Genomic DNA, 22,371 nt, shown 5'->3' on the forward strand with positions numbered 1-22,371 from the left:
AATCATAAGAATGTACACGGTCAAAGGGAAAGCCAACAAGGACTACTTGCTGACGGAGCATATGCCGCTGGTGAAGAGACTTGCGCACCACATGAAGGCCAAGTTGCCGCCTTCGGTGGAAGTGGACGACCTGATCCAGGCCGGCATGATGGGCCTGCTCGACGCGATCAACCGCTACGAAGACAACCACGGCGCCCAGTTCGAGACCTATGCCGTGCTGCGCATCCGCGGCGCCATGCTCGACGAACTGCGCAACAGCGACTGGATGCCGCGCAGCACCCGCCAGAACATGCGCAAGGTCGAGGAGGCGATGGCCACGCTGACCCAGCGCCTGGGCCGCCCGCCCTCTGAATCGGAAGTGGCCAGGATGCTCAAGATGCCGCTCGAGGACTACCAGGAGATGCTGTTCGACAGTGGCGGCCACCAGCTCGTGTACTACGAGGACTTCCACGAGGACGACGGCAACGACAGCTTCCTCGACCGCTACGCGGTGGACGACAGCGATCCGCTGCGTAGCCTGCTCGAAACCGACTTCCGCCAGGCCGTGATCGACGCGATCGACGCGCTGCCGCCGCGCGAGAAGCTGCTCATGGGCCTGTACTACGAAGAGGAACTGAACCTGAAGGAGATCGGCGCCGTGATGGGCGTGTCCGAATCGCGGGTCTCGCAACTGCACACCCAGGCGGTGGCGCGGCTGCGTGCATCCATGCGGGAGAAGCTGTGGACTGGTCCAGCGTAGCCGGTCTGGCGCTGGCGCTGGTCGGCATCTTCGTCGGCCACACGCTTGACGGCGGCAAGTTCGCCTCGCTGCTGCAGCCGGCCGCGTTCGCGATCGTCGTCGTCGGCACCTTCGGCGCGGTCCTGCTGCAGACCGAAAGCGCCACTTTCATGCGCGGCATGCGCATGCTGCGCTGGGTGTTCGTGCCGCCTGCGTCCCAGCGCCAGAAATTCGCACGCGAGGTTACGCTGTGGAGCCTGTCGGCGCGGCGCGACGGCCTGCTCTCGCTCGAGCAGTACATGCAGGGCAACCAGGATAAATTCATCCAGAAGGGCTTGCGCCTGGTGGTGGACGGCATCCATCCGGACAAGCTGCGCGGCCTGCTCGAGACCGAGGTGACCGCCTACGAATTCGGCCAGCGCCAGGCGGCGCGCATCTGGGAATCGGCGGCCGGCTATGCGCCCACGATCGGCATCCTCGGCGCGGTCCTGGGCCTGATCCACGTGATGGAAAACCTGACCGACCCCTCGCGCCTGGGCTCTGGCATTGCGGTCGCCTTTGTCTCCACCGTGTACGGCGTGGGCCTGGCCAACCTGTTCTTCCACCCGGCCGGGAACAAGCTCAAGGCCATCGTCGCCGAGCGCGTGACGCAGTACGAAATCTTGACCGACGTGTTCCACGACATCGCCAGCGGCGACCACACGCGCGTCATCGAAGAGCGCGTGGCGAGCCTGCTGGCACGGCCCTAGCCATGGCGCGCAAACGCTACGACGACTCGGTCGAGAACCACGAACGCTGGCTGATCTCGTACGCCGATTTCATCACGCTGCTGTTCGCGTTCTTTGTCGTGATGTATGCGATCTCGGTGGTCAACGACGGCAAGTACAAGGTGCTGTCCGACGCGTTGGGCGACGCCTTTGGCGGGCGCGCCGGCCAGGAGACGCGGGCCAACGGCACGGTCGAACCACTGCCGCTCACCAGTCTTTTGCAGCGCAAGCGCGCGGAAAGCGCCAAGCGCGAGCGCGAACGCCTGGCCACGCTTGCGCGCGACCTGGGCAACACCCTGGCGCCGCTGATCAAGGCCGGCAAGGTGAGGGTGACGCAGAGCGGGCGCGGTGTGAGCATCGAGATCAATGCGAGCGTGCTGTTCGATTCGGGCGATGCGGCGTTGACCGGCGAATCGAAGGAAGCGCTGCGCGCGGTGGCGCAACTGCTCAAGGACGACACGCATGCGATCCGGGTCGAGGGGCATACCGACAACGTCCCGATCAGCAATGCGCGCTATCCGTCGAACTGGGAACTGTCGGCCGTGCGCGCGAGCAGCGTGGTGCGGCTGTTCATCGAAGGCGGCGTGGCCGAAGGCCGGCTGACGGCGGTGGGCAATGGCGCCAACCAGCCGGTGGCGCCGAATAACGACGATGCGGGACGCTCGCGCAACCGGCGGGTCGCGATCATGATCCTGTCGGCGCTGCCCGACGGCGCGGCCGAGGTTCCCGCACGCTGATCGTCCGCCGTAGGGGGCGCGGGGCCGCCGAGGACCCGTGCGCACGCGGTACGTGTGCCTACCGGCGCCAACGGCATTCAAACGTACCGCGTGCGCACAGGTGCGCACCCTACGACCGCTGCAGGACGCGGTGTGGCGTCGCTGACTCATGAAACGAAAACGGCCGCATGAGCGGCCGCATCGGTGATTCGAAGGGAAGGGGCTTAGCCGACCACAAACCGCTTGGACGGCCCGCCGCCGATGGTCTGCCCGCCCGGCCCATACACCCCGGCCTCCGGCGCCTCGCCCGGCGTTTGCAGCGCGCCCAGCGCCGCGCGGGTGTGCGCCAGTTGCTTGTTGATCAGCATGCCGTTGACGCGGTTCAGTTCCTTGGCCTGCGCCGTCAGCCCCAGCAGTTGTTGCCACTGCGCACGCACGTCCGGCGCGCCGCTGGCCGCCAGCCACGGTTCCATCCCGCTTTCCGACGCCGCAAATCCGGCCGCGCCCAGCGCCTTGTGCCGTTCGCCCGCCAGGTTCGCCAGCTGTTGCACCAGTTCCGATTTGTGCGGCATCAGCGCCGCCAGGCCCTCGGCATCCGCCTTGATCAGCAAGTCTTGTTCTTGTTGCATCAGCTCGACCAGCGAGCCGACCAGTTGCTGTTCAGTGAGGAGAGTTACGTTGGGACTGGCGAGATTCATGAATGTTTAGCGCTTGCGCGAATGCAACAGATCGCGCACGGTGTCGAGCAGGCCGTCTGCGATCTTTTCGGAATTGACCTGGAACTGGCCGTCGGCGATGGCCATCTTGATGCGTTCGACTTTCTTGACGTCGAACGTCGCGCCGCTGCCGCCGACCGCGCTGGCCATGGCCTGGCCCTGTGACGATAGACGCACGCTATCGGTCGTGGCCGGCGCGGTGGTGGCGGCCTTGTCCGCGGCGCGGGCATTGCCGGCCTGGGTGCCGGCCGGCTGCAGGCCCGGGTTGCTTTTGAGTGTATCGTTGATTTTCACAGCATCATCCTTCTCTCTGCGGAGCAGGAACTCCGATTCTTCGTCAATTTACGGCCACGCCCGTAAAAACTTTAGTGAATCGGATGAATATTGTTTAAAAAGCCACTTCGACCAGCCCACCGGCCCGGGCGGTGCCGCTGACGATCGCCCCCGACGCCGTGCGGGCCTGCACTACCTGGCCTTCACCGGCGTTGCCGATCGCCCGCGCCTCGCTTGATACCGAAAAGCCCGCGCCCGAGGAAACCAGCCGCACCGTCTGGCCCTGCTGCACCACGGGTCGCGCCTTGAGCGTATCGAGCCGCAGCGGCGTGCCGGCCGCCAGCGACACGGTGGGGCTGCGGCCGAGCGCCTGCGCGATGTCGGTGACGATGCCGTTTGGCATTGCCGCAATGTCGCCTTTCACCAGCGTCAGTTGGCCGGCCTCGAGCGGCTGGCCCTGGGCCAAGGACACGGCCGCGGCGACGTAGTCGGCCACCACGCTCACCTGGGCCTGAATATACACGGTCCAGGGGGAAGGCTGGGTGCAGCGAACGCCCACTGTTGTTTTTCCCCACGCGCGCGCGCCCGGCTGCAGGAAGGCTTGCGGGGCGGGGCAGTTTGCCAGGCTCATGCGCTGGTCGATCGGGCCGACCTGCACGCTCACCTTGCCGGGCAGGCCGGCAGTCTCGGTGGCCAGGAATTGTTCGACGACGGCGCGCAGCCGCGCGCTGTCCTGGCGCGCTACCTGGGCGCTCGCAGGCGCTTGGGCCAGGACGCTGCCGCCGGCGGCCAGCAGGGCGAACAGGAGCGCAATATGAAGCGTGGATTTCATGATGCTGCCATCTTAGGCGCGCTTTTGCCATAGTGAAACTAAGAAAAGCCCCGGTTTGGGTGCCCTTATCCTTCGATTGCCCAATGTTGCCCAGTCGTATGATCCAAGCTGTCCCAACAAGAATCCTGGCTGGAGGCGCCATGATTGGCAAACTCGACGATTACCTGCGCTTCAACGAATTGGCGCTGTCGCTGCGCTCGCAACGCCAGGAACTGCTGGCGTCGAACATCGCGAACGCCGATACGCCCAACTACAAGGCGCGCGACATCGATTTCGCCAGCGCCCTGCAAGGCGCGCTGGCGCGATCAAGCGTCCCCGGCAGCCCGCTTTCCACCACCAGCCCGGCGCATCTCCCCCAGGGTACGCCGGACGGCAACCTGCTACCCGACGGCACGCCGGTGCTGTACCGCGGCGTGGTCCAGGGCGCGGTCGACGGCAACACGGTCGACATGGACGTCGAGCGCAACCAGTTCGCCGACAACGGCCTGCGCTACGAAGCGGGCATTTCGATGATCAACCACCAGATCCGCGCCATGCTGGCGGCGATCCAGGGAGGCCAATAATCATGTCGCTGTTTAACATCTTCAACGTGTCCGGTTCGGCCATGAGCGCCCAGGCGCAGCGCCTGAACACCGTGGCCAGCAACCTGGCCAACGCCGACAGCGCCACCAGCGCCAGCGGCGAAGCCTACCGCGCCAAGCAGGTGGTGTTCGAGTCCGTGCCGCTGGCCACCGGCGGCACCGCGGTCAAGGTGCAGCAGGTGGTGGAAGACCCGTCGCCGGGCAAGCAGGTGTACGACCCCAAGCATCCGCTGGCCGATGACAAGGGCTATGTGACGATGCCGAACGTGAACGTGGTGGACGAGATGGTCAACATGCTCTCGGCCTCGCGCTCGTACCAGACCAACGTCGAGACGATGAACGCAGCCAAGACCATGCTGCTCAAGACCTTGACCATCGGTCAGTAACAACAGGAATAAAAATGACCGCCGTAAATAACAATCCCTCGACGATCAACGACCTGATGGCGACGATGAACGCCAAGCCGCCTGCCGCGCTGGATAGCGTGTCGGCCGACACCGACAAGTTCATGACCCTGCTGGTCACCCAGCTGAAGAACCAGGATCCGCTCAACCCGCTCGACAACGCACAGGTGACCAGCCAGTTGGCGCAACTGTCGACCGTGACCGGCGTGAACAAGCTGAACGCGACGCTCGAAACGCTCAAGGCCAGTTACCAGAGTTCGGAAGCCATGACCGCGACCAACCTGATCGGCCGCGGCGTGCTGATCGAGGGTAATTACGCCTACCTGCACGGCGGCCACGCCGTGATGGGCGTCGAGCTGGCATCGGCGGCCGACAACGTGCAGGTCATCATCACCGACCCGAAGACCGGCAAGGACGTGGAGACGATCGAGCTCGGCGCGCAGCAGGCCGGCACGGTGCCGCTGGCGTGGGACGGTACGCCCGATCCGGACAACCTGGACAGCGAAGGCAAGCCGGTCACCCTGGCCGACGGCCAATACACGTTCCGCGTGGTCGCCACGCGCGGCGGCCAGCAACTGAACGATGCCAAGGGCTTGTCGCTGGACAGTGTGGCCAGCGTGACCACCGGCGGCAGCAACGGCGTCAAACTCAATCTCGGCATCAAGGGCCCGATCGCGCTGGCCGACATCAAGCAAGTCCTGTAAGGGCGTCTACCAATTCTTAGGAGAACAGCATGTCTTTTCAACAAGGGCTCTCCGGCCTGAACGGCGCGGCGAAATCGCTGGATGTGATCGGCAATAACATCGCCAACGCCAGCACCGTCGGCTTCAAGGGCGGCCAGGCGCAGTTCGCGGACGTCTATGCCAGTTCGCTCAACGGTGCCGGCGGCCTTTCCGCGGGCATCGGCACCAAGGTGACGAACATCGCCCAGCAGTTCAGCCAGGGCAACCTGGAAACGTCGAACAATCCGCTGGACATCGCCATCAACGGCGCCGGCTTCTTCCGTACCGACCTGTCGGGCCTGGCGCAATACTCGCGCAACGGCCAGTTCTCTCTAGACAAGGACGGTTACATGGTCAACGCCCAGGGCGCCAAGCTGACCGGCTACGGCATCGGTCCGACCGGCCAGGTGCTGGCCGGCGCCCCGATCCCGCTGCAGATCAACACCGCCGACCTCAAGCCGGTGCCGACCTCCAAGATCGACACCAGCATGAACCTGAACTCGAGCAGCGCGGTCCCGCAAAACATCCCGTTCGACGCGACCGACCCCACCACCTATAACAAGCAGGTGCCGATCGACGTCTACGACACGCTGGGCAATGCGCACGTGATGTCGCTGTACTACGTGAAAACCGGCGCCGGGAATTGGGACGTGTACGTATCCAGCGACGGCGTCGAGATCACCAACCAGGCGGTGGCCGCGTCCGCGCAGGCCAACGCGGCCGCTGTCACCGCGCGCGACGCCTGGACTGCCGCCACCAAGGCGGTGCCGGCCAACCCGGGAGCGGTGGCCACTGCATTGGCCAACTACGCGACCGCGGCATCGGCCGCGGTGGTGGCTGCGGCCCAGGCCGCCGGCGCAAGTCCCGCCACCGTGACCGCGATCGGCAACGCCGCCACCAGCGCGGGCAACACGGCCGGCTACACCCCGGCGGACGTGGACAAGGCGATTTCGGGGGCGGTCAAGGTGCCGGCGATATCGGTGGGCCACCTGAACTTCGACAGCAACGGCGCGCTGTCCGCGACCCTGATGTCGCCGCAGACGCTGCCGCTGACCTTCAACTTCCCGATCTATCCGCCGACCGGCGCGAACCCGAGCCAGTCGATCAGCCTGAACTTCACCGGGACCACGCAATACGGCGCCGACACCAGCGAGAAGAAGACCACCCAGGACGGCTACACGGCGGGGCACCTGATGCGCTTCGCGGCGGGACCGGACGGCGTCATCCTCGGCCAGTACAGCAACGGCAAGGCGCAGCCGCTGGGGCAGATCGTGCTGGTGAACTTTTCCAACCCGAACGGGCTGGAGCCGCTCGGGAACAACGCCTGGGCCGAAACCTCGACCTCGGGCTTGCCGCTGGTCGGCACCCCCAACTCGGGCGGGTTGGGCGTGCTGCAATCGTCGGCGGTGGAAGCCTCCAACGTCGACCTGACCGCGGAACTGGTGAACATGATCACCGCGCAGCGCGTGTACCAGGCCAATGCGCAGACCATCAAGACCCAGGACTCGGTGCTGCAGACGCTGGTGAACATGCGTTAATGGGGCAGGTTGAGATGATTCTCCGTAGGGTGCGCACCTGTGCGCACGCGGTCACCGCATGCTCACTTGCGGCTGACGCTTCACTACGCTACGTTCGCGAACCGCGTGCGCACAGGTGCGCACCCTACGGGAAATGACATGGATCGGTTGATTTACACCGCCGCGAGCGGCGCAAAGCATATCCTGGAGCAGCAGGCGACGACCTCGAACAATCTCGCCAACGTCAGCACCACCGGCTTTCGCGCCCAGATCGATACCTTCCGCGCCGTGCCGGTGCAAAGCGAGGGCCTGCCCACGCGCACCTTCGTTGTCGATAACACCGTCGGCGCCGATTTTTCCCAGGGCCCGCTGCAGATCACCGGCCGCGACCTGGACGTGGCGATCAAGGGCAAGGGCTGGTTGGCGCTGCAGCTGCCCGACGGGACCGAGGCCTACACCCGCAACGGCGCCTTGCAAATGAACCCGAACGGCCTGCTGCAATCGGCGGCGGGCTTGACCATCCAGGGCGAGGGCGGTCCGATCAGCATCCCGCCCGACGTCACCGTGTCGATCGGCGCCGATGGCACCGTCTCGACCATCGCCACCACCACGCCGCCCGGCCCGGCCACCGTGCTCGGGCGCCTCAAGCTGGTCAATCCGCAGGAGGCCGATATGGTGCGCGGCGACGACGGCCTGTTTCGCATGAAGGACGGCAGCGCGGCGCCCGCCGACCCGCTCGTGTCCGTGGCGCATGGCACCCTCGAGGGCAGCAACGTCTCGGCCGTCGATTCGATGGTGACGATGATTAACCTGGCGCGTTCGTTCGAGACCCAAATGAGCCTGCTGAAGAACGCCGAGAATAACGCCGCAAAAGCCACCCAGATCCTTGCTTTGACTTGAGTGTTGCTCCTGCATAATTTATTTGTCGTGGCGGGTTTTGTCTGCCGCCCAAAAGGAGAACCTCATGATCCGTTCGCTGTTCATTGCCAAGACCGGCCTCGAAGCGCAGCAGACCAACCTCGACGTTATCACCAACAATCTCTCCAACGTCAGCACCAACGGTTTCAAGAAATCGCGCGCGGTGTTCGAGGACCTGCTGTACCAGAACATCCGCCAGCCCGGCGCCCAGTCCTCGCAGCAGACCAACCTGCCATCGGGCCTGCAGATCGGCACTGGCGTGCACGCCGTCGCCACCGAGCGCATTTTCACCCAGGGTAACCCGCAGTCGACCGGCAACTCGAAGGACGTGATGGTCAACGGCTCCGGCTTTTTCCAGGTGCTGCTGCCGGACGGCTCCACCGCCTACACCCGTGACGGCTCGTTCCAGACCGATTCCAACGGCCAGCTCGTCACTTCGAGCGGCTACGTGGTGCAGCCGGCGATCACGGTGCCGTCCAACGCCCTGGAGCTGGCGGTCGGCCGCGATGGCACGGTCTCGGTCAAGCTGCCGGGCTCGGTGGTCATGACCCAGATCGGCACGCTGCAGCTGTCAACCTTCGTGAACCCCGCAGGCCTGGAGTCGCTTGGCGAGAACCTGTACATGGAATCTTCCGCTTCCGGCGCGGCGACCACCAACACGCCGGGCACCAACGGCGCCGGCATCCTGATGCAGGGGTATGTCGAGACCTCGAACGTGAACGTGGTCGAGGAGATGGTCAACATGATCCAGACCCAGCGCGCTTACGAAATCAACAGCAAGGCCATCGCCACGTCCGACCAGATGCTGCAAAAGCTGTCCCAGTTATGAAACGCCTGACCCTCATCGCGCTCTTCGCGCTGGCTGGCTGCTCCACGGTTCCCAGCTCGATCGTGCAGCGCCCGACCAGCGCGCGCCCGATGCTGGCCGATGCCGGCACGCCGAGCGATGGCGCGATCTACAACGCCGGCACGTTCCGGCCCATGTTCGAAGACAACCGCGCGCGCCACATCGGCGACATGCTGATCATTAACATCGTCGAAAAGACGGCGGCCGTGAAGGCGGGCGCCAGCTCGGGCAACAAGACCGGCAGCGTCAGCTTCGGCACGCCGGGGGGCATATTGCAGGGCCGCCTGGGCAGCACGGTGTCGGCCAACGCCGCCACCAAGTTCGCCGACGGCGACAACCAGAGCGCGTCGAACACCTTCACCGGCCAGATGGGCGTGACGGTCAGCGAAGTGCTCCCGAACGGGAACCTGATCGTGGTCGGCGAAAAGCAGGTCGCGATGAACAAGGGCGTCGAATTCATCCGCTTTTCGGGCATGATCAGCCCGGACACCATCCAGCCCGGGAACATCGTGCAGTCGACCCAGGTGGCCGACGCGCGCGTCGAATACCGCACCAGCAGCCAGATCGACCGCGCCGAGCTCAATTCGATGATGTCGCGCTTCTTCCAGTCGCTGCTGCCGTTCTGAGATCGACCATGCGCACCAAGTTCTCCCTGTTGTTCCTCGCCTGGCTGCTCCTGGCCGGCGTGGCGCCGTTCGCGCAGGCGGAGCGCCTGAAGGACCTCGCCAGCATTGGCGGCGTGCGCCAGAACCAGCTGTCCGGCTACGGCATCGTGGTTGGCCTGGACGGCACTGGCGACCAGACCACCCAGACTCCGTTCACCGTGCAGTCGATCATGTCGATGCTGCGCCAGAAGGGCGTCAACCTGCCGGCCGGCACCCAGCTGCAGCTCAAGAACGTGGCCGCGGTGATGGTCACCGCTTCGCTGCCGGCGTTCGCGCAGCCGGGCCAGACGATCGACGTGACTGTTTCGTCGATGGGCAATGCCAAGAGCCTGCGCGGCGGCACGCTGCTCATGACGCCGCTGCAGGGCGCGGACGGCCAGGTGTATGCGATGGCGCAGGGGAACGTGCTGGTCGGCGGCGCCGGCGCCGGCGCGGGCGGCGCGCAGGTGCAGGTCAACCAGTTGGCGGTGGGGCGCATCTCGGCCGGGGCCACGGTCGAGCGCGAGGTCGCATCCAACCTGGGCGCGGACAACCAGATTCGCCTGGAACTGAACACCACCGACTTCGCCACCGCCGCACGCGTGGTCGAGGCCATCAACGACAAGTTCGGCCCGGGCATCGCGACCGCGCTCGACGGCCGCGTGATCCGCGTGCGCACGCCGTCCTCGAGCGACCAGCGGGTGGCCTTCCTCGGCATTCTCGAAGGGCTCGAAGTGAGCCCGGCACAGGCCGCGGCCAAGGTGATCCTGAACGCGCGCACCGGCTCGGTGGTGATGAACCAGGCGGTCTCGCTCGAAACCTGCGCGATCTCGCATGGCAACCTGTCGGTCACGATCGGCGCCGACACCCAGGTCAGCCAGCCGGCGCCTGGCAGCCGCGGCGCGACCGTGGTCACCCAGAACCCGACGGTGGAACTGAAGAAGGACCCGGGCAAGGTGGTGCTGGTCAAGGGCGGCGCTTCGCTGGCCGAAGTGGTCAAGGCGATGAACGCGATCGGGGCCACGCCGCAGGACCTGCTGGCGATCCTGCAGGCGCTCAAGGCCGCCGGTTCGCTGCGCGCCGAACTCGAGATCATTTGAGGTGGCTAGATGATTTCGAACGGTTCTGACCTCTCCGGCAAACTGGCGCTCGATACCAAGAGCCTGGGCGACCTGAAGCAATCGGCCAAGGACGGCTCGCCCGAAGCCCTGCGCGGCGCGGCCACCCAGTTCGAGGCGATGTTCATCAACATGATGATGAAGTCGATGCGCGAGGCCACGCCGCAGGAGGGCATGCTGGACAACCAGCAGACCAAAACGTTTACGACCATGCTCGACCAGCAGATGAGCCAGAACCTGGCCAAACGCGGCATTGGTCTTGCCGACATGCTGGTGCGCCAGATGACGGCGCAAAGCGTGAACGCGCAGGCGCTGGCGATCGGCGGCGGGCAGCAGGAAGGCGCAACGCCGGCCGCGCTGGACGCGGCGGCAAAGTTGAATACAACAGGCGGGGCCAAGGCGCCAGCGGCGGGAGCCGGGCACCAGGCGCCGCACGTGCGCTCGTTCCAGGAAAAGCTGGCGTCGCATGCCGAGGAGGCCGAGCGTGCCACCGGCGTGCCGGCCAAGTTCATGCTGGGCCAGGCGGCGCTGGAGACCGGATGGGGCAAGCGCGTGATCCGCAATTCCGACGGCAGCACCAGTCACAACCTGTTCGGCATCAAGGCCGGGCCGGGCTGGAAGGGCAAGGTGGCCACCGCGGTCACCACCGAATACGTGAACGGCAAGCCGCACCAGCGGGTCGAGAAGTTCCGTGCGTACGATTCGTATGCGGACGCGTTCAAGGATTACGCCAGGATGCTCAGCACGAACCCGCGCTACGAGAAGGTGCTGGCGCACGGCGGCGACGCGGCCACCTTCGCCCACGGCCTGCAGCGCGCGGGCTATGCGACCGACCCGCACTACGCCGTCAAGCTGGCCAAGATCATCAAGCATTCGCTGGTATGAAGGGGACAGCGTGTTGCAAGTTTGACCAATCAAGTTTTGGACGGTTTTGCCGTAAATAGCATAGATAACGGAAAGAGTTACCATGTCCCTTCTTAGCATCGGCAAGTCCGGTTTGTTCGCGGCGCAGGCTGCCCTGTCCACGACCGGCCATAACATCACCAACGCCAACGTGGCCGGCTACAGCCGCCAGGGGGTGGTGCAGTCGACCGCGATCGCAATGGGCCAGGGCTATGGCTTTCTCGGGAACGGCACCCAGATCGCCCAGGTCAAGCGCTATACCGACGAGTTCCTCAATGCCCAGGTGCGCACCGCCCAGGCGTCGAGCAGCGCAATGGATACCTACAACGCCCAGATCAGCCAGATCGACAACCTGCTGGCAGACTCCACCACCGGCCTGTCGCCGGCGTTGCAGGGCTTTTTCGGCAGTGTGCACGACCTCACGCAACCCAGCGCGGGTGTGCCTGCGCGCGGCACGCTGCTCACCTCGGCCGATATTTTGGCGGCGCGGTTCCAGGCGATGAACGCCCGTATGGAGGATATCCGCCAGGGCGTGAACGGTCAGATCACCTCCAACGTCACCGTGATCAATACCTACGCCCAGCAGATCGCGAAGCTGAACGACCAGATCGCGCTGGCGTCCGGCGGCGACCTGCGCCAGCCGAATGACCTGATGGACCAGCGCGACCAGCTGGTGATGGAGCTGAACAAGCACATCAAGGCGACCGTGAGCCAGGCCGATAACAACAGCTTGACGATCTCGATCGGCAACGGCCAGCCGCTGGTGGTCGGCAAGAGGGCGTTCGAGCTGGCCGCGACCACTTCCCCGACCGACCTGACCCGGGTGGAGGTCGGCTATGTCACCGGCGACAAGGTCACGGTGCTGGCCGATAGCGCGCTCACCGGCGGCGAACTGGGCGGGTTGCTGGAGTTCCGCTCCAAGTCGCTCGACCTGGCGCAGAACTCGCTGGGCCGGATCGCGATTGGCTTGGCCGAGACCTTCAATGCCCAGCACCACCTTGGCCTTGACGCCGACGGCAATTTCGGCGGCGACTTCTTCAGCGTGGCCGACCCGTTCGTCAGCAAGAACTTCAACAACAACCAGAGCAGCACCACGACCGTCACTGCCAAGATCAGCGACGCGACCCAACTGACCACCAGCGACTACCAGGTCGACTTCGATGGCACCGACTTCACCGTCACCCGCCTGTCGGACAACCAGAAGACCAAGATCGCGCCATTTCCGCAGACCGTTCCCCAGACGATCGATGGTGTGGATTTTTCGATCAGTGGCAGCGCGGCGCCACGCGACAGCTTCCTGGTGCGCCCGACCAGCAACGGCGCCGCCAGCTTCAAGGTGGCGATCACCAGCTCGTCACAGATCGCCGCTGCCGCGCCGATCCGCACCAAGGTACCGCTCGCCAACAAGGGCACCGGCACGATCAGCGAGGGCACGGTCGATGCCAACTACCTGGCGAACAAGCTGGCTGGCCCTTTGACGCTGGCGTTCGACAGCGCGACCGGCAGCATCACGGGCTTTCCCGCTACGCAGCCGGTGACGGTGGTAGCGGGTGGCGTGACCACCACATACGCTGCCGGCGCGGCGGTGCCGTTCACGGCCGGCGCCAGCTATACGGTCGCCGGCATGAGCTTTAGCATGAACGGCAAACCGGCCGACGGCGACCAGTTCGTCATCGAGCCCAACACGGGCCTGGGCGACGTGCGCAACGCGGGCCTGCTCGCCGGCCTGCAGTCGAAGAACATTTTCAACAGCGGCAGCACGACCTATCAATCGGCCTACGCGGACCTGGTCGCCCGGATCGGCAACAAGGCGCGCGAAGTGCAGGTCAATGCCGAAGCCAGCAAGGCGCAGCTGGCCCAGGCCCAAGGCGCGGCGGAGGATGTCTCGGGCGTGAACCTGGACGAGGAAGCGGCCAACCTGCTCAAGTACCAGCAAGCCTACCAGGCCGCCAGCAAGGTGATGCAGATCGCCGACACCATCTTCAACGCCATCCTGGCGATCGGCCGCTAATTCCGGAGCCCCCCATGCGCATCAGCACCAAGACCTTGTTCGAGACCGCGACCACCCAGATCGGCACCTTGCAGAGCCAGCTGTCCCGGACCCAGATGCAGCTCTCGGCGCAGCGCCGCCTGTTGACCGCCGCCGACGACCCGATCGCCTCGGCGCGCGCGCTGGAGGTGACCCAGTCGCAGTCGATGAACACTCAGTTCGGCACCAATCGCCAGAATGCGCGCGCGTCGCTGTCCCTGGTCGACCAGACCCTGATGGGCGTGGTCGGCCTGATCCAGGATGTCCAGTCGCTGGTGGTCGATGCCGGCAACGGTACCTATACCCCGACCGACCGCGCGGCCAAGGCGACCGAACTGGAAGGCCGGCTGACCGACCTGCTGGGCCTGGCCAACACTGCCGACGGCATCGGCGGCTACCTGTTTTCGGGCTACATGACGACCACCCAGCCGTTCAGCCAGACGCCGACCGGCGCCCAGTACCAGGGAGACCAGGGCAATCGCAGCATGCAGGTGGGTTCGGCACGCAAGATGGGGGTATCCGAGAACGGCAGCGCGATCTTCGAGGCCAACCTGACCGGCAACGGCGATTTCCAGACCCTGGCCGCGGCCGCCAACACCGGCTCGGGCATCATCTCGCCGGGCGCGGTGACCGACAGGAGCAAGCTGACCGGGCACGATTATGCGATCAGCTTTGCGGTGACCGGCTCGCCGCCGGTCACCACCTACGACGTGGTCGACAACAGTGCAACGCCGCCCAGCACGGTGGTCACTGGCGCGCCGTACCAGGCGGGGGCGTCGATCACGTTCGACGGCATGTCGTTTGACATCAAGGGCGACCCGGCCGACGGCGACACGTTCACGGTTCAGCCGAGCCAGAAGCAGTCGATATTCGAGACGATCACCAACCTGATCGCAACGCTGCGCGCGCCGGCCGAGGGCTCGAGCGGCAAGGCCGCGCTGGCCAACGGGCTGAACACGGCCAGTCTGAACTTGAAGAACTCGCTCGACAACGTGTTGACGGTGGAGGCATCGGTCGGCGCGCGTTTGAAGGAACTCGACTATCTCGACAGCAGCGGCGACGACCTGGACATCCAGTACACCGCCACCCTCGGCACCCTGCAGGACCTGGACTATACCAAGGCGATCTCGCTGTTCCTGCAGCAGCAGATGACGCTGCAGGCGGCGCAGCAGTCATTCAAGTCCGTGTCCGGCCTGTCGCTGTTTAACTATCTGAACTTCTGACCTGCGGCCGCAGGCCGCACGCTTGCTGCGCCTGGGAGCGTGCGCGCCGCATCGATCCCCTGGTGGAACAGGTTCTGCATCGGCGTGCCGAGGTAGGGCAGGGCCAGGCTGATCGTCAAAAAGCCGACGCCCAGCGTGATCGGAAAACCGATACCGAAGATGTTCAGCTGCGGCGCGGCGCGGGTCAGGATACCCAGCGCGACGTTGGTGATCAACAGCGCGGCGATGACCGGCATGGCGATCTGCAGGCCGGCGGAGAAAATCTTGCCACCCCATCGTGCCAGTTCGAGCGGCGCACCAATGCCTGCCGGCGTGGCGGACACCGGCAACGTGACGAAGCTTTCGGCCAGCGCCTCCAACAGCACCAGGTGCCCGTTCACCGCGAGGAAAGCCATGGTCGCGACCAGCGCCAGGAACTGGCTGACCGCCGACGAGCGGCCGTGGGTGTTGGGGTCGAAAAAGCTGGCAAAGGACAGGCCCATGGTCGAGCTGACCACCTCACCGGCGAATTCGATGGCGGCGAACACCAGGCGCATGGCAAAGCCCATGGCCAGGCCCGTCACCAGTTCCTGCGCCAGGATCAACAGGCCAGCCCAGGAGGCCGGGTCGGCCGCCGGCAGCGCCGGGACGGTGGGCGCGATGATCGCCGCCAGCAGCACGCCGAGCGCGATCTTGATAGAGATCGGCACGCTGGCGTGGCCGAACACCGGCGCCGCCGCGAGCAGGCCGAGGATGCGTGACAAGGGCCAGAGCAGGGCGGCGATCCAGGTATTGAGCTGGATGGTCGTGAGGGTGATCATGGGGTGGAGGCGCGGTTAAGCAAATCGTAGGGGGCGCGGGGCCGCCGAGGACCTGTGCGCACGCGGTTCGCACACCCGGCAGGCCTGCTCGGAAGCCGCAAGAGCGCATACGGTGTCCGCGTGCGCACAGGTGCGCACCCTACGGTGGTCGCGCGTCATTAGCCGATCATGCCGGGAATGCCGGTAAACACCTGGCGCATGTAGTCGGTCATGACCGACAGCATCCACGGCCCCGCGATCACCAGCGCCAGGAATACCGCAACCAGCTTGGGGATGAACGAGAGCGTCGCCTCGTTGATCTGGGTCGCGGCCTGGAAGATGCTCACCACCAGGCCGACCGCCAGCGCCACCAGCAGCAGCGGCGCCGAGATCATCAGCGTCACCTGCATCGCGGTGCGTGCCATCGTCATTACGCTTTCGGGCGTCACTCTCGGCTCCTTAGTAAAAACTCTGGGACAAAGAACCGAGCAGCAGCTGCCAGCCATCCACCAGCACGAACAGCATCAGCTTGAACGGCAGCGAGATCACCGCTGGCGACATCATCATCATGCCCATCGACATGAGCACCGAGGCGACCACCATGTCGATGATCAGGAACGGGATGAAGATCGCAAAGCCGATCTGGAACGCGGTCTTGAGTTCGCTCGTGACGAAGGCCGGGATCAGCACGCGCAGCGGCACGTCGTCCGGGCCCTGCAGCGCGGGCGAGCGCGAGATCTTGACGAACAGCGCCAGGTCGGCCTGGCGCGTCTGCTTGAGCATGAATGCCTTGAGCGGCGCGGCCGCCTTGTCCATCGCCTCGCCCATCTGGATCCGGTTTTCCTGGAGCGGCTGGTAGGCTTCGGTATAGATCTTGTCGAAGGTCGGGCCCATCACGAACAGGGTCAGGAACAGGGCCAGTCCGACCATCACCTGGTTCGGCGGGGCGGTCTGGGTGCCCAGCGCCTGGCGCAGCAGCGACAGCACGATGATGATGCGGGTGAAGCTGGTCATCATCAGGAGCGCCGCCGGCAGGAAGGTCAGCGCCGTCATCAGGAGCAGGGTCTGGACCGGCAGGGTCCAGGCGGTGCCGCCGCCGGGGGCGGGGCTGCTGGTGAAGGCGGGGATTCCGGGGGCGGCGACGGCCAGCAGCGGCAGGGCCAGCAGGCCCGCCGCCAGCAGGAGCTTTTTATTTCGCATTACGTTTGTCGATCGTCTGTTTGAGCCAGTCGGCAAAGGCAGCCGCCGGCGGCTGGGCGGCTGCCTCGGGCTCGATGCCTTGCTGTTTGGGCATGGTGGCCAGCGCGTTGATGCGCCCGGGCGAGGCGCCGACCACGATCCACTGCTCGCCGACTTCGACGACCATGATGCGTTCGCGTCCGCCGATGTTGAGCGCGCCGACCAGGCGCAGGTTGGCCCCGCCAGTGCCGGCGCGGGGCGCGAAGCGTTTCAGGAACCACGCCAGCGCGGCCAGCAGCCCGAGCACGAAGATCAGGGCGAGCAGGGTTTGCAGCAGGCTGCCTGTCGCGGCCGGGGCGGTTTGAACGGCCATCGCAGTCACCGGGGGCACCGCGGCCGGTTGGGCGGGTGTCGTCGCCTGCGCGCAGACGGCCAACGGCAGCGCCAGCAGGGCAGTGCACAGCAGGGGGCGCATTTTTTCGGGTATGGTTTGGCGCCAACGTGACGCGGCCGTCCGCGTGCGCACGGTCCTCGCCGGCCGCACGCACCCTACGATTTCGCGCAACTTCATTTGTTCAGCTTTCGTATCCGTTCCGAGGGGGTGATGATGTCCGTCAGGCGGATGCCGAACTTGTCGTTCACGACCACCACTTCGCCCTGCGCGATCAGGCAGCCGTTGACCAGCACGTCCATCGGCTCGCCGGCCAGGCCGTCGAGCTCGACCACCGAGCCCTGCGCCAGCTGCAGCAGGTTCTTGATCGCGATCTTGGTGCGTCCCAGTTCCACTGTGAGCTGGACCGGGATGTCGAGGATGAAGTCGATGTCGTTCGGGGTCTCCGGTCGCGGCCCCTTGTTCGAAAAGTCCTGGAACACGGCGGCCGATGCCGCGGCCTGCTGCTTTTGCAGCGCCGCCGCTTCCGCCGCCGCCTGTTCGGCGATCGCCGCGCCCCAATCGTCGTCGAGGCTCTGGTCGTCCTGGGTGTCTGACATGTGCTTCTCCTGTGTTGCTTATTTCATGCTGTCGCTGTTGGCCAGCAGTTTTTCGACCTTCAGCGCGTATTGGCCGTTGAATACACCGTAGCTGCAGTCCATGACCGGCACGCCGTCCACGGTGGCCTGGATCTGTTCGGCCATCGTAATCGGGATGACGTCGCCGACCTTCATGTTGAGGATCTCGTCGAAGTTGACCTTGCCGTGGCCGAGCACCGCCACCAGTTCGACTTCGGCGACCTGGATCTGTTGGGTCATCAGCCGCACCCAGCGCTTGTCCACTTCCAGCGCCTCGCCCTGGATGCTGGAGGTCAGCGCGTCGCGGATCGGCTCGATCATCGAGTACGGCATGCAGAAGTGGATCTGGCCCGATACCGAGCCCAGTTCGACCGTGAAGGTGCACGACACCACGACCTCGTTCGGGGTCGCGATGTTGGCGAACTGGGTGTTCATCTCCGAGCGGATGTATTCGAATTCGATCGGGTACACCGGTTCCCACGACTTGGCGTAGGCCTCGAACACGATGTCCAGGATGCGCATGATGATGCGCTGCTCGGTCTGGGTAAAGTCGCGTCCCTCGACCCGAGTGTGGAAGCGCCCGTCGCCGCCGAACAGGTTATCGACCAGCAGGAACACCAGGCCCGGGTCGAACACCATCAGCGCGGTGCCGCGCAGCGGCTTCATGTGCACCAGGTTCAGGTTGGTCGGGACCACCAGGTTGCGAATGAATTCGCTGTACTTGGACACCCGCACCGAGCCGACCGAGACTTCGGCGCTGCGGCGCAGGAAGTTAAACAGGCCGACCCGCAAGTACCTGGCGAAGCGCTCGTTGATGATCTCGAGCGTCGGCATGCGGCCACGCACGATGCGCTCCTGCGTGGCCAGGTTGTAGGTGCGGACTCCCGAAGTGTCTTCCGGCGCGGCGATGTCGTCCTGGTCGCCGTTCACGCCCTTGAGGAGGGCGTCGACTTCTTCCTGGGAGAGGAAATTATCGGCCATGTTGCAGCTTACTGGATGATAAACGAGGTAAACAGTACGTCGGTCACGTCCTGCTGCTCGCCCTTCTCGACGAACGGTTCTTTCAGGGCGGTGAGGATTTCGCCGGCGAGGTGGCGCTTGCCTTCGACGGTGTTGATGTCCGAGGCCTTTTTACCGGACAGGAGCAGCAGCACGCGGCTGCGCACCTGCGCCATGTTGGCCTTGAAGACTTCCACCTGTTCCGGGCTCGACACCTGCAGCGTGAACTGCACCTGCAGGTACTGGTCGCCGTTTTCCGGCTGCAGATTGACCGTGAACGGTTCGACCGTGACGTATTCCGGCGGGGCGGCCCTGGACGTGCGGCGCTCCTTCTTGACGGGGGCCGCGTCGTCGTCCTTCATGAAGAACCAGGCCGCGCCGCCGCCACCGGCCAGCAGGGCGAGCACGGCGACGCCGGCGATGATCAGTATTTTCGTCGGTTTGCGTGCTGCCGCTTCCGGTTTCGGGTCAGCCTTCATTTTCGGATTCGCTTTCAAGATGCCTCGGATCTGCTCGTGGATCGTGCCGTCATTATGGCATTATCGGGTGCAACTGGGCAGCGGAAAGGGAGGAATAAAGGGGGGAAGAACGGGTATCTCGTTGTTTCTTCGCGGTTTTTGCTAAGGCGTAGGGTGCGCACCCTGTGCGCACGCGGTACGGTTGAATATCGTTGGCTCGGGTACGCACACGTACCGCGTGCGCACAGGTGCGCACCCTACGTGGGCGCGCACGCGTGTCGGACTTCGGTTTGCGCCTGCGGTCAGGCGAAGGTGTCGACCGCGCCGCGAGGGCCCAACGTGGTGACCCGTGTGACGGTAGGCGGCGCGCTGTCGGGCGTTCCGGCTGCGTCGTCATGCCGCGTGCCCGCTCCGCCGCCCGCACGCGATCCATCGTCCTGCGCCTGGCGCTGGTCCGGCATGCCGGCGTCCACCGTTGCGTTACCCAGCGCGATGCCGCTTTCGCTCATCATCTCGCGCAGCCGCGGCAGCGCGTTTTCCAGCGCCTGCCGCACTTCCAGCTGGTTGGCCGAGAACGCGACGCTGGCCTGGTCGTTGGTCACACTCAGGACCACTTTCAGCGGACCCAGGTCGGGCGGATTCAGCGTCAGCGATGCGCTTTGTTCTTCGCCCGCCACCATCCAGACGATCTTCTGTCCAACCTGCTGGTCCCAGGCGGCGCTGCCCACGCGCGCCGGCAGGTGGTCGGCGGCCACGCCGGCCGCCTGCGCTGCCAGCGGCGCGACCTGGGCCAGTGTCGTTGCGATCGGCGCCAGTTCCTGGTGGGCCGCCGCTTCCACCGCCGCGCGTTCCTGCGCGGCCTGCGTCATCGTTGGCTGCACCTTGAATTTGTCCGGCAGCGCTTCGGCGCCGGTGCGCAGATCGAAGCCTTCCTTGGCCGGGCCCTTGTGTTCGACCGCGGGCGTGACGGTGGCCTTGGCCGGGTTGTGCGACCGGGCTGCGGCATCGAATGCCCTGCCAGCCATCGGCGCGCCGTCCTTGCCGGTGCCTTTCGTGCCGAGGCCTTTCGCGACAGTGCCGGGGATGGCGTCGGTCGTGCCGTGCGCGGGCAGGGGCGTCTCGGCGGGCTGGCTGGCCGGCGCGGCGGGGTTCGCCTGCGGCGGCAGGTTCAGGCTCGCCACCAGCGCGAGCATGTCGGTCACCTGGGCCGCGATGGGGTGTTCGGTTCCATCGTCATCCTCGCCAGCGTCGCTCGCGTTCGCGGTCTTGCCTGTGGAGTCGTCCGGTGCCGCCCGCACCGGCTTGGCCGGCTCGCTCGCGCTGGCTGCAGGCGCGGCCGGCTTGTCGGCCGGGGGCGGCGCCGATGCTTCCTGGCGCTGCGCCACCTCGCGTGCGAGCGCGGCGCTGAACTGGCCGGCGTCCGAATCGCCAGGGACGGCCGTGTTTTCCAGCTGCGGCGATATGCCGGTGGTGGCCCGGATCGGAAGGGTAGGGGTATCCATCATATGTTCTTGTAGTGCGCGCTGCGCGCCGCGTGCGCATCCATCAGCTTCTGGTCGCGCTGGTTGTCGAGCTTGAGCGCCTCTTGCGCGGCGCGCTCGGAAAGGGTGCGGTATGACAGCCGCTTGCGTTCACTCGCCTGCCACGCCTGCTTTTCGACGCCGCTCTTGTACTGCGCGTGCTTGAGTACTTCGCGCTGGCCGGCCACCGCGTTGTCGAGCTTGGCCAGGAAGGCGACGAAGTTGTGGTACGCGAGCGGGGTCATGCCGTTCTTCTGCGCCGCTTCCAGCTTGGCCGAGTATTCGTCGCGGTAGCCGAGCAGCATGTGCAGCTTCTGCTGCGCCGCGTCGACCTGCTGCAGCGCCGCGCCAAGGCGCTTGGCGGCGGCGTCGACGTCGCGCTGGGCGAGGTCGATCAGGGTGTCGAGGGCGGAGACAGTAGCCATGGTGCCTCAAGTATAGGCGGCGCCTGGGCTCGCCAATCAGTCAAACAGCGAGGTAAGTTGGCCCAAGCTCTGCAGCATGTCAACCTTTTCTTCGATTTCCTGGCACAGGAATGTCTCGATCTGGTCGTGCTTGGCGATGGCCTGGTCGACTAGCGGGTCGCTGCCGGGCGCGTAGGCGCCCACGCTGATCAGGTCGCGCGAGCGTTCGTAGCGCGAGTACAGCTGCTTGAGCTTGCGCGCGGCCTGCTGGTGCTCGGTTGAGGTGATCGAGTGCATGGCGCGGCTGATCGACTGTTCGATGTCGATCGCCGGGTAGTGGCCGGCCTCGGCCAGCTTGCGGTCCAGGACGATGTGGCCGTCCAGGATACCGCGCGCGGCGTCGGCGATCGGGTCCTGCTGGTCGTCGCCTTCCGACAGCACAGTGTAGAAGGCGGTGATCGAGCCGCCTCCCACGGTCCCGTTGCCAGCCCGTTCGACCAGGATCGGCAGCTTGGCGAACACCGATGGCGGATAGCCCTTGGTGGCAGGCGGCTCGCCGATCGCCAGCGCGATCTCGCGCTGGGCCATCGCGTAGCGGGTCAGAGAGTCCATGATCAGGAGTACGTTCTTGCCCTGGTCGCGGAAGTGCTCGGCGATCGCGGTGGCGTAGGCCGCGCCCTGCAGGCGCATCAGCGGTGGGCTGTCGGCCGGCGCCGCCACCACGCACGACCTGGCCAGGCCCACTGGTCCGAGGATCTGTTCGATGAAGTCCTTGACCTCGCGTCCCCGTTCGCCGATCAGGCCGACCACGATCACGTCGGCGCTGGTGTAACGGGCGATCATCCCCAGCAGCACCGACTTGCCGACGCCGGTGCCGGCGAACAGGCCGAGGCGCTGGCCGCGGCCGACCGTGAGCATGGCGTTGATCGCGCGTACGCCCACGTCGAGGGTGTCGCGGATCGGCGCCCGGTCGAGCGGGTTGATCGGGCGCGAGTTGATCGGCGCGACCTCGCCTGCGCCGAGCGCACCGAGGCCGTCGAGCGGGCGGCCGGCCCCGTCGACCACGCGCCCCAGCAGGCTGCTTCCCACCGGCAGC

At 65.8% G+C, this 22,371-nt stretch carries 27 protein-coding genes; 14 read left to right on the plus strand and 13 right to left on the minus strand.

Annotated features, from left to right (window positions below; translation table 11 throughout):
* The first annotated feature begins 10 nt into the window (after positions 1–10).
* The 3 genes from E4O92_RS11150 to motD are packed head-to-tail and all read left to right on the plus strand — an operon-like array spanning position 11 to position 2,222.
* Positions 11–739 (plus strand): RNA polymerase sigma factor FliA, encoded by a 729-nt coding sequence (locus tag E4O92_RS11150; protein WP_135189848.1) that lies wholly within the window; start codon positions 11–13, stop codon positions 737–739.
* Positions 721–1,467: a flagellar motor protein gene (locus E4O92_RS11155; protein WP_135189849.1), complete on the plus strand. Its 747-nt coding sequence runs from the start codon at positions 721–723 to the stop codon at positions 1,465–1,467. Before E4O92_RS11150 ends, E4O92_RS11155 begins: the two co-directional genes overlap by 19 nt.
* Positions 1,468–1,469: 2 nt before the next feature.
* Positions 1,470–2,222: a flagellar motor protein MotD gene (motD, locus tag E4O92_RS11160; protein ID WP_135189850.1), complete on the plus strand. Its 753-nt coding sequence runs from the start codon at positions 1,470–1,472 to the stop codon at positions 2,220–2,222.
* Positions 2,223–2,425: 203 nt separating this feature from the next.
* Here motD and E4O92_RS11165 read toward each other — a convergent pair whose 3' ends face one another.
* From E4O92_RS11165 to flgA, 3 genes are all read right to left on the minus strand, one after another.
* A complete protein-coding gene (locus tag E4O92_RS11165; protein ID WP_135189851.1) occupies positions 2,426–2,899 on the minus strand; it encodes a flagella synthesis protein FlgN in 474 nt (157 codons plus the stop codon).
* 6 nt (positions 2,900–2,905) lie between these two features.
* Complete coding sequence (gene flgM / locus E4O92_RS11170) at positions 2,906–3,211, minus strand: flagellar biosynthesis anti-sigma factor FlgM (RefSeq protein WP_135189852.1); 306 nt, start codon at positions 3,209–3,211, stop codon at positions 2,906–2,908.
* Positions 3,212–3,305: 94 nt separating this feature from the next.
* On the minus strand, positions 3,306–4,022 hold the full coding sequence (flgA, locus tag E4O92_RS11175) for a flagellar basal body P-ring formation chaperone FlgA (RefSeq protein ID WP_135189853.1): 717 nt from the start codon (positions 4,020–4,022) through the stop codon (positions 3,306–3,308).
* 140 nt (positions 4,023–4,162) lie between these two features.
* Here flgA and flgB point away from each other — a divergent pair, with 140 nt between their 5' ends.
* The 11 genes from flgB (at position 4,163) to flgL (ending at position 14,928) form a co-directional block, all read left to right on the plus strand.
* Positions 4,163–4,585: a flagellar basal body rod protein FlgB gene (gene flgB, locus E4O92_RS11180; protein ID WP_135189854.1), complete on the plus strand. Its 423-nt coding sequence runs from the start codon at positions 4,163–4,165 to the stop codon at positions 4,583–4,585.
* 2 nt (positions 4,586–4,587) lie between these two features.
* Positions 4,588–4,989 (plus strand): flagellar basal body rod protein FlgC, encoded by a 402-nt coding sequence (gene flgC / locus E4O92_RS11185; RefSeq protein WP_135189855.1) that lies wholly within the window; start codon positions 4,588–4,590, stop codon positions 4,987–4,989.
* A 14-nt stretch (positions 4,990–5,003) separates the two neighbouring features.
* On the plus strand, positions 5,004–5,711 hold the full coding sequence (locus E4O92_RS11190) for a flagellar hook assembly protein FlgD (RefSeq protein ID WP_135189856.1): 708 nt from the start codon (positions 5,004–5,006) through the stop codon (positions 5,709–5,711).
* A gap of 29 nt (positions 5,712–5,740) precedes the next feature.
* Positions 5,741–7,267 (plus strand): flagellar hook protein FlgE, encoded by a 1,527-nt coding sequence (locus tag E4O92_RS11195; RefSeq protein ID WP_135189857.1) that lies wholly within the window; start codon positions 5,741–5,743, stop codon positions 7,265–7,267.
* 138 nt (positions 7,268–7,405) lie between these two features.
* On the plus strand, positions 7,406–8,146 hold the full coding sequence (flgF, locus tag E4O92_RS11200; protein ID WP_135189858.1) for a flagellar basal-body rod protein FlgF: 741 nt from the start codon (positions 7,406–7,408) through the stop codon (positions 8,144–8,146).
* A 64-nt stretch (positions 8,147–8,210) separates the two neighbouring features.
* Positions 8,211–8,993, plus strand: a complete 783-nt coding sequence (gene flgG, locus E4O92_RS11205) for a flagellar basal-body rod protein FlgG (RefSeq protein WP_135189859.1) — start codon at positions 8,211–8,213, stop codon at positions 8,991–8,993.
* Entirely contained in the window at positions 8,990–9,637 is a 648-nt protein-coding gene (locus E4O92_RS11210; RefSeq protein ID WP_135189860.1) for a flagellar basal body L-ring protein FlgH, read from the plus strand. Before flgG ends, E4O92_RS11210 begins: the two co-directional genes overlap by 4 nt.
* 8 nt (positions 9,638–9,645) lie before the next feature.
* Positions 9,646–10,755 (plus strand): flagellar basal body P-ring protein FlgI, encoded by a 1,110-nt coding sequence (locus E4O92_RS11215; protein ID WP_135189861.1) that lies wholly within the window; start codon positions 9,646–9,648, stop codon positions 10,753–10,755.
* Positions 10,756–10,764: 9 nt separating this feature from the next.
* Positions 10,765–11,658: a flagellar assembly peptidoglycan hydrolase FlgJ gene (gene flgJ / locus E4O92_RS11220; RefSeq protein ID WP_135189862.1), complete on the plus strand. Its 894-nt coding sequence runs from the start codon at positions 10,765–10,767 to the stop codon at positions 11,656–11,658.
* A gap of 82 nt (positions 11,659–11,740) precedes the next feature.
* Positions 11,741–13,687, plus strand: a complete 1,947-nt coding sequence (gene flgK, locus E4O92_RS11225) for a flagellar hook-associated protein FlgK (protein WP_135189863.1) — start codon at positions 11,741–11,743, stop codon at positions 13,685–13,687.
* Positions 13,688–13,701: 14 nt separating this feature from the next.
* Positions 13,702–14,928, plus strand: coding sequence for a flagellar hook-associated protein FlgL (gene flgL / locus E4O92_RS11230; protein ID WP_135189864.1), 1,227 nt, complete (start codon positions 13,702–13,704; stop codon positions 14,926–14,928).
* Here the strand turns inward: flgL and fliR are convergent.
* The 10 genes from fliR to E4O92_RS11280 form a co-directional block, all read right to left on the minus strand.
* Entirely contained in the window at positions 14,913–15,728 is an 816-nt protein-coding gene (fliR, locus tag E4O92_RS11235; protein ID WP_135189865.1) for a flagellar biosynthetic protein FliR, read from the minus strand. The two genes, flgL and fliR, sit on opposite strands and share 16 nt — an antisense overlap.
* A 158-nt stretch (positions 15,729–15,886) precedes the next feature.
* Positions 15,887–16,156, minus strand: coding sequence for a flagellar biosynthesis protein FliQ (gene fliQ / locus E4O92_RS11240; protein WP_135189866.1), 270 nt, complete (start codon positions 16,154–16,156; stop codon positions 15,887–15,889).
* Between the two features lie 10 nt (positions 16,157–16,166).
* Positions 16,167–16,907 (minus strand): flagellar type III secretion system pore protein FliP, encoded by a 741-nt coding sequence (gene fliP, locus E4O92_RS11245; protein WP_135189867.1) that lies wholly within the window; start codon positions 16,905–16,907, stop codon positions 16,167–16,169.
* Positions 16,897–17,361, minus strand: a complete 465-nt coding sequence (gene fliO, locus E4O92_RS11250; protein ID WP_229483255.1) for a flagellar biosynthetic protein FliO — start codon at positions 17,359–17,361, stop codon at positions 16,897–16,899. The genes fliP and fliO overlap by 11 nt, the downstream gene beginning before the upstream one ends.
* A gap of 92 nt (positions 17,362–17,453) precedes the next feature.
* Positions 17,454–17,876, minus strand: coding sequence for a flagellar motor switch protein FliN (fliN, locus tag E4O92_RS11255; protein WP_135189869.1), 423 nt, complete (start codon positions 17,874–17,876; stop codon positions 17,454–17,456).
* A gap of 18 nt (positions 17,877–17,894) precedes the next feature.
* Positions 17,895–18,875, minus strand: coding sequence for a flagellar motor switch protein FliM (gene fliM, locus E4O92_RS11260; RefSeq protein ID WP_135189870.1), 981 nt, complete (start codon positions 18,873–18,875; stop codon positions 17,895–17,897).
* A gap of 8 nt (positions 18,876–18,883) precedes the next feature.
* Positions 18,884–19,372: a flagellar basal body-associated protein FliL gene (fliL, locus tag E4O92_RS11265; protein ID WP_135189871.1), complete on the minus strand. Its 489-nt coding sequence runs from the start codon at positions 19,370–19,372 to the stop codon at positions 18,884–18,886.
* A gap of 281 nt (positions 19,373–19,653) precedes the next feature.
* Positions 19,654–20,853, minus strand: a complete 1,200-nt coding sequence (locus E4O92_RS11270; protein WP_135189872.1) for a flagellar hook-length control protein FliK — start codon at positions 20,851–20,853, stop codon at positions 19,654–19,656.
* Positions 20,853–21,296, minus strand: a complete 444-nt coding sequence (gene fliJ, locus E4O92_RS11275) for a flagellar export protein FliJ (protein WP_135189873.1) — start codon at positions 21,294–21,296, stop codon at positions 20,853–20,855. Before fliJ ends, E4O92_RS11270 begins: the two co-directional genes overlap by 1 nt.
* 36 nt (positions 21,297–21,332) lie before the next feature.
* Positions 21,333–22,371, minus strand: a 1,039-nt coding sequence (locus E4O92_RS11280) for a FliI/YscN family ATPase (protein WP_135189874.1), incomplete at its 5' end; no start/stop codon positions are given.

It is taken from the genome of Massilia horti (genome assembly GCF_004614195.1).
Taxonomy (GTDB): domain Bacteria; phylum Pseudomonadota; class Gammaproteobacteria; order Burkholderiales; family Burkholderiaceae_D; genus Telluria; species Telluria horti.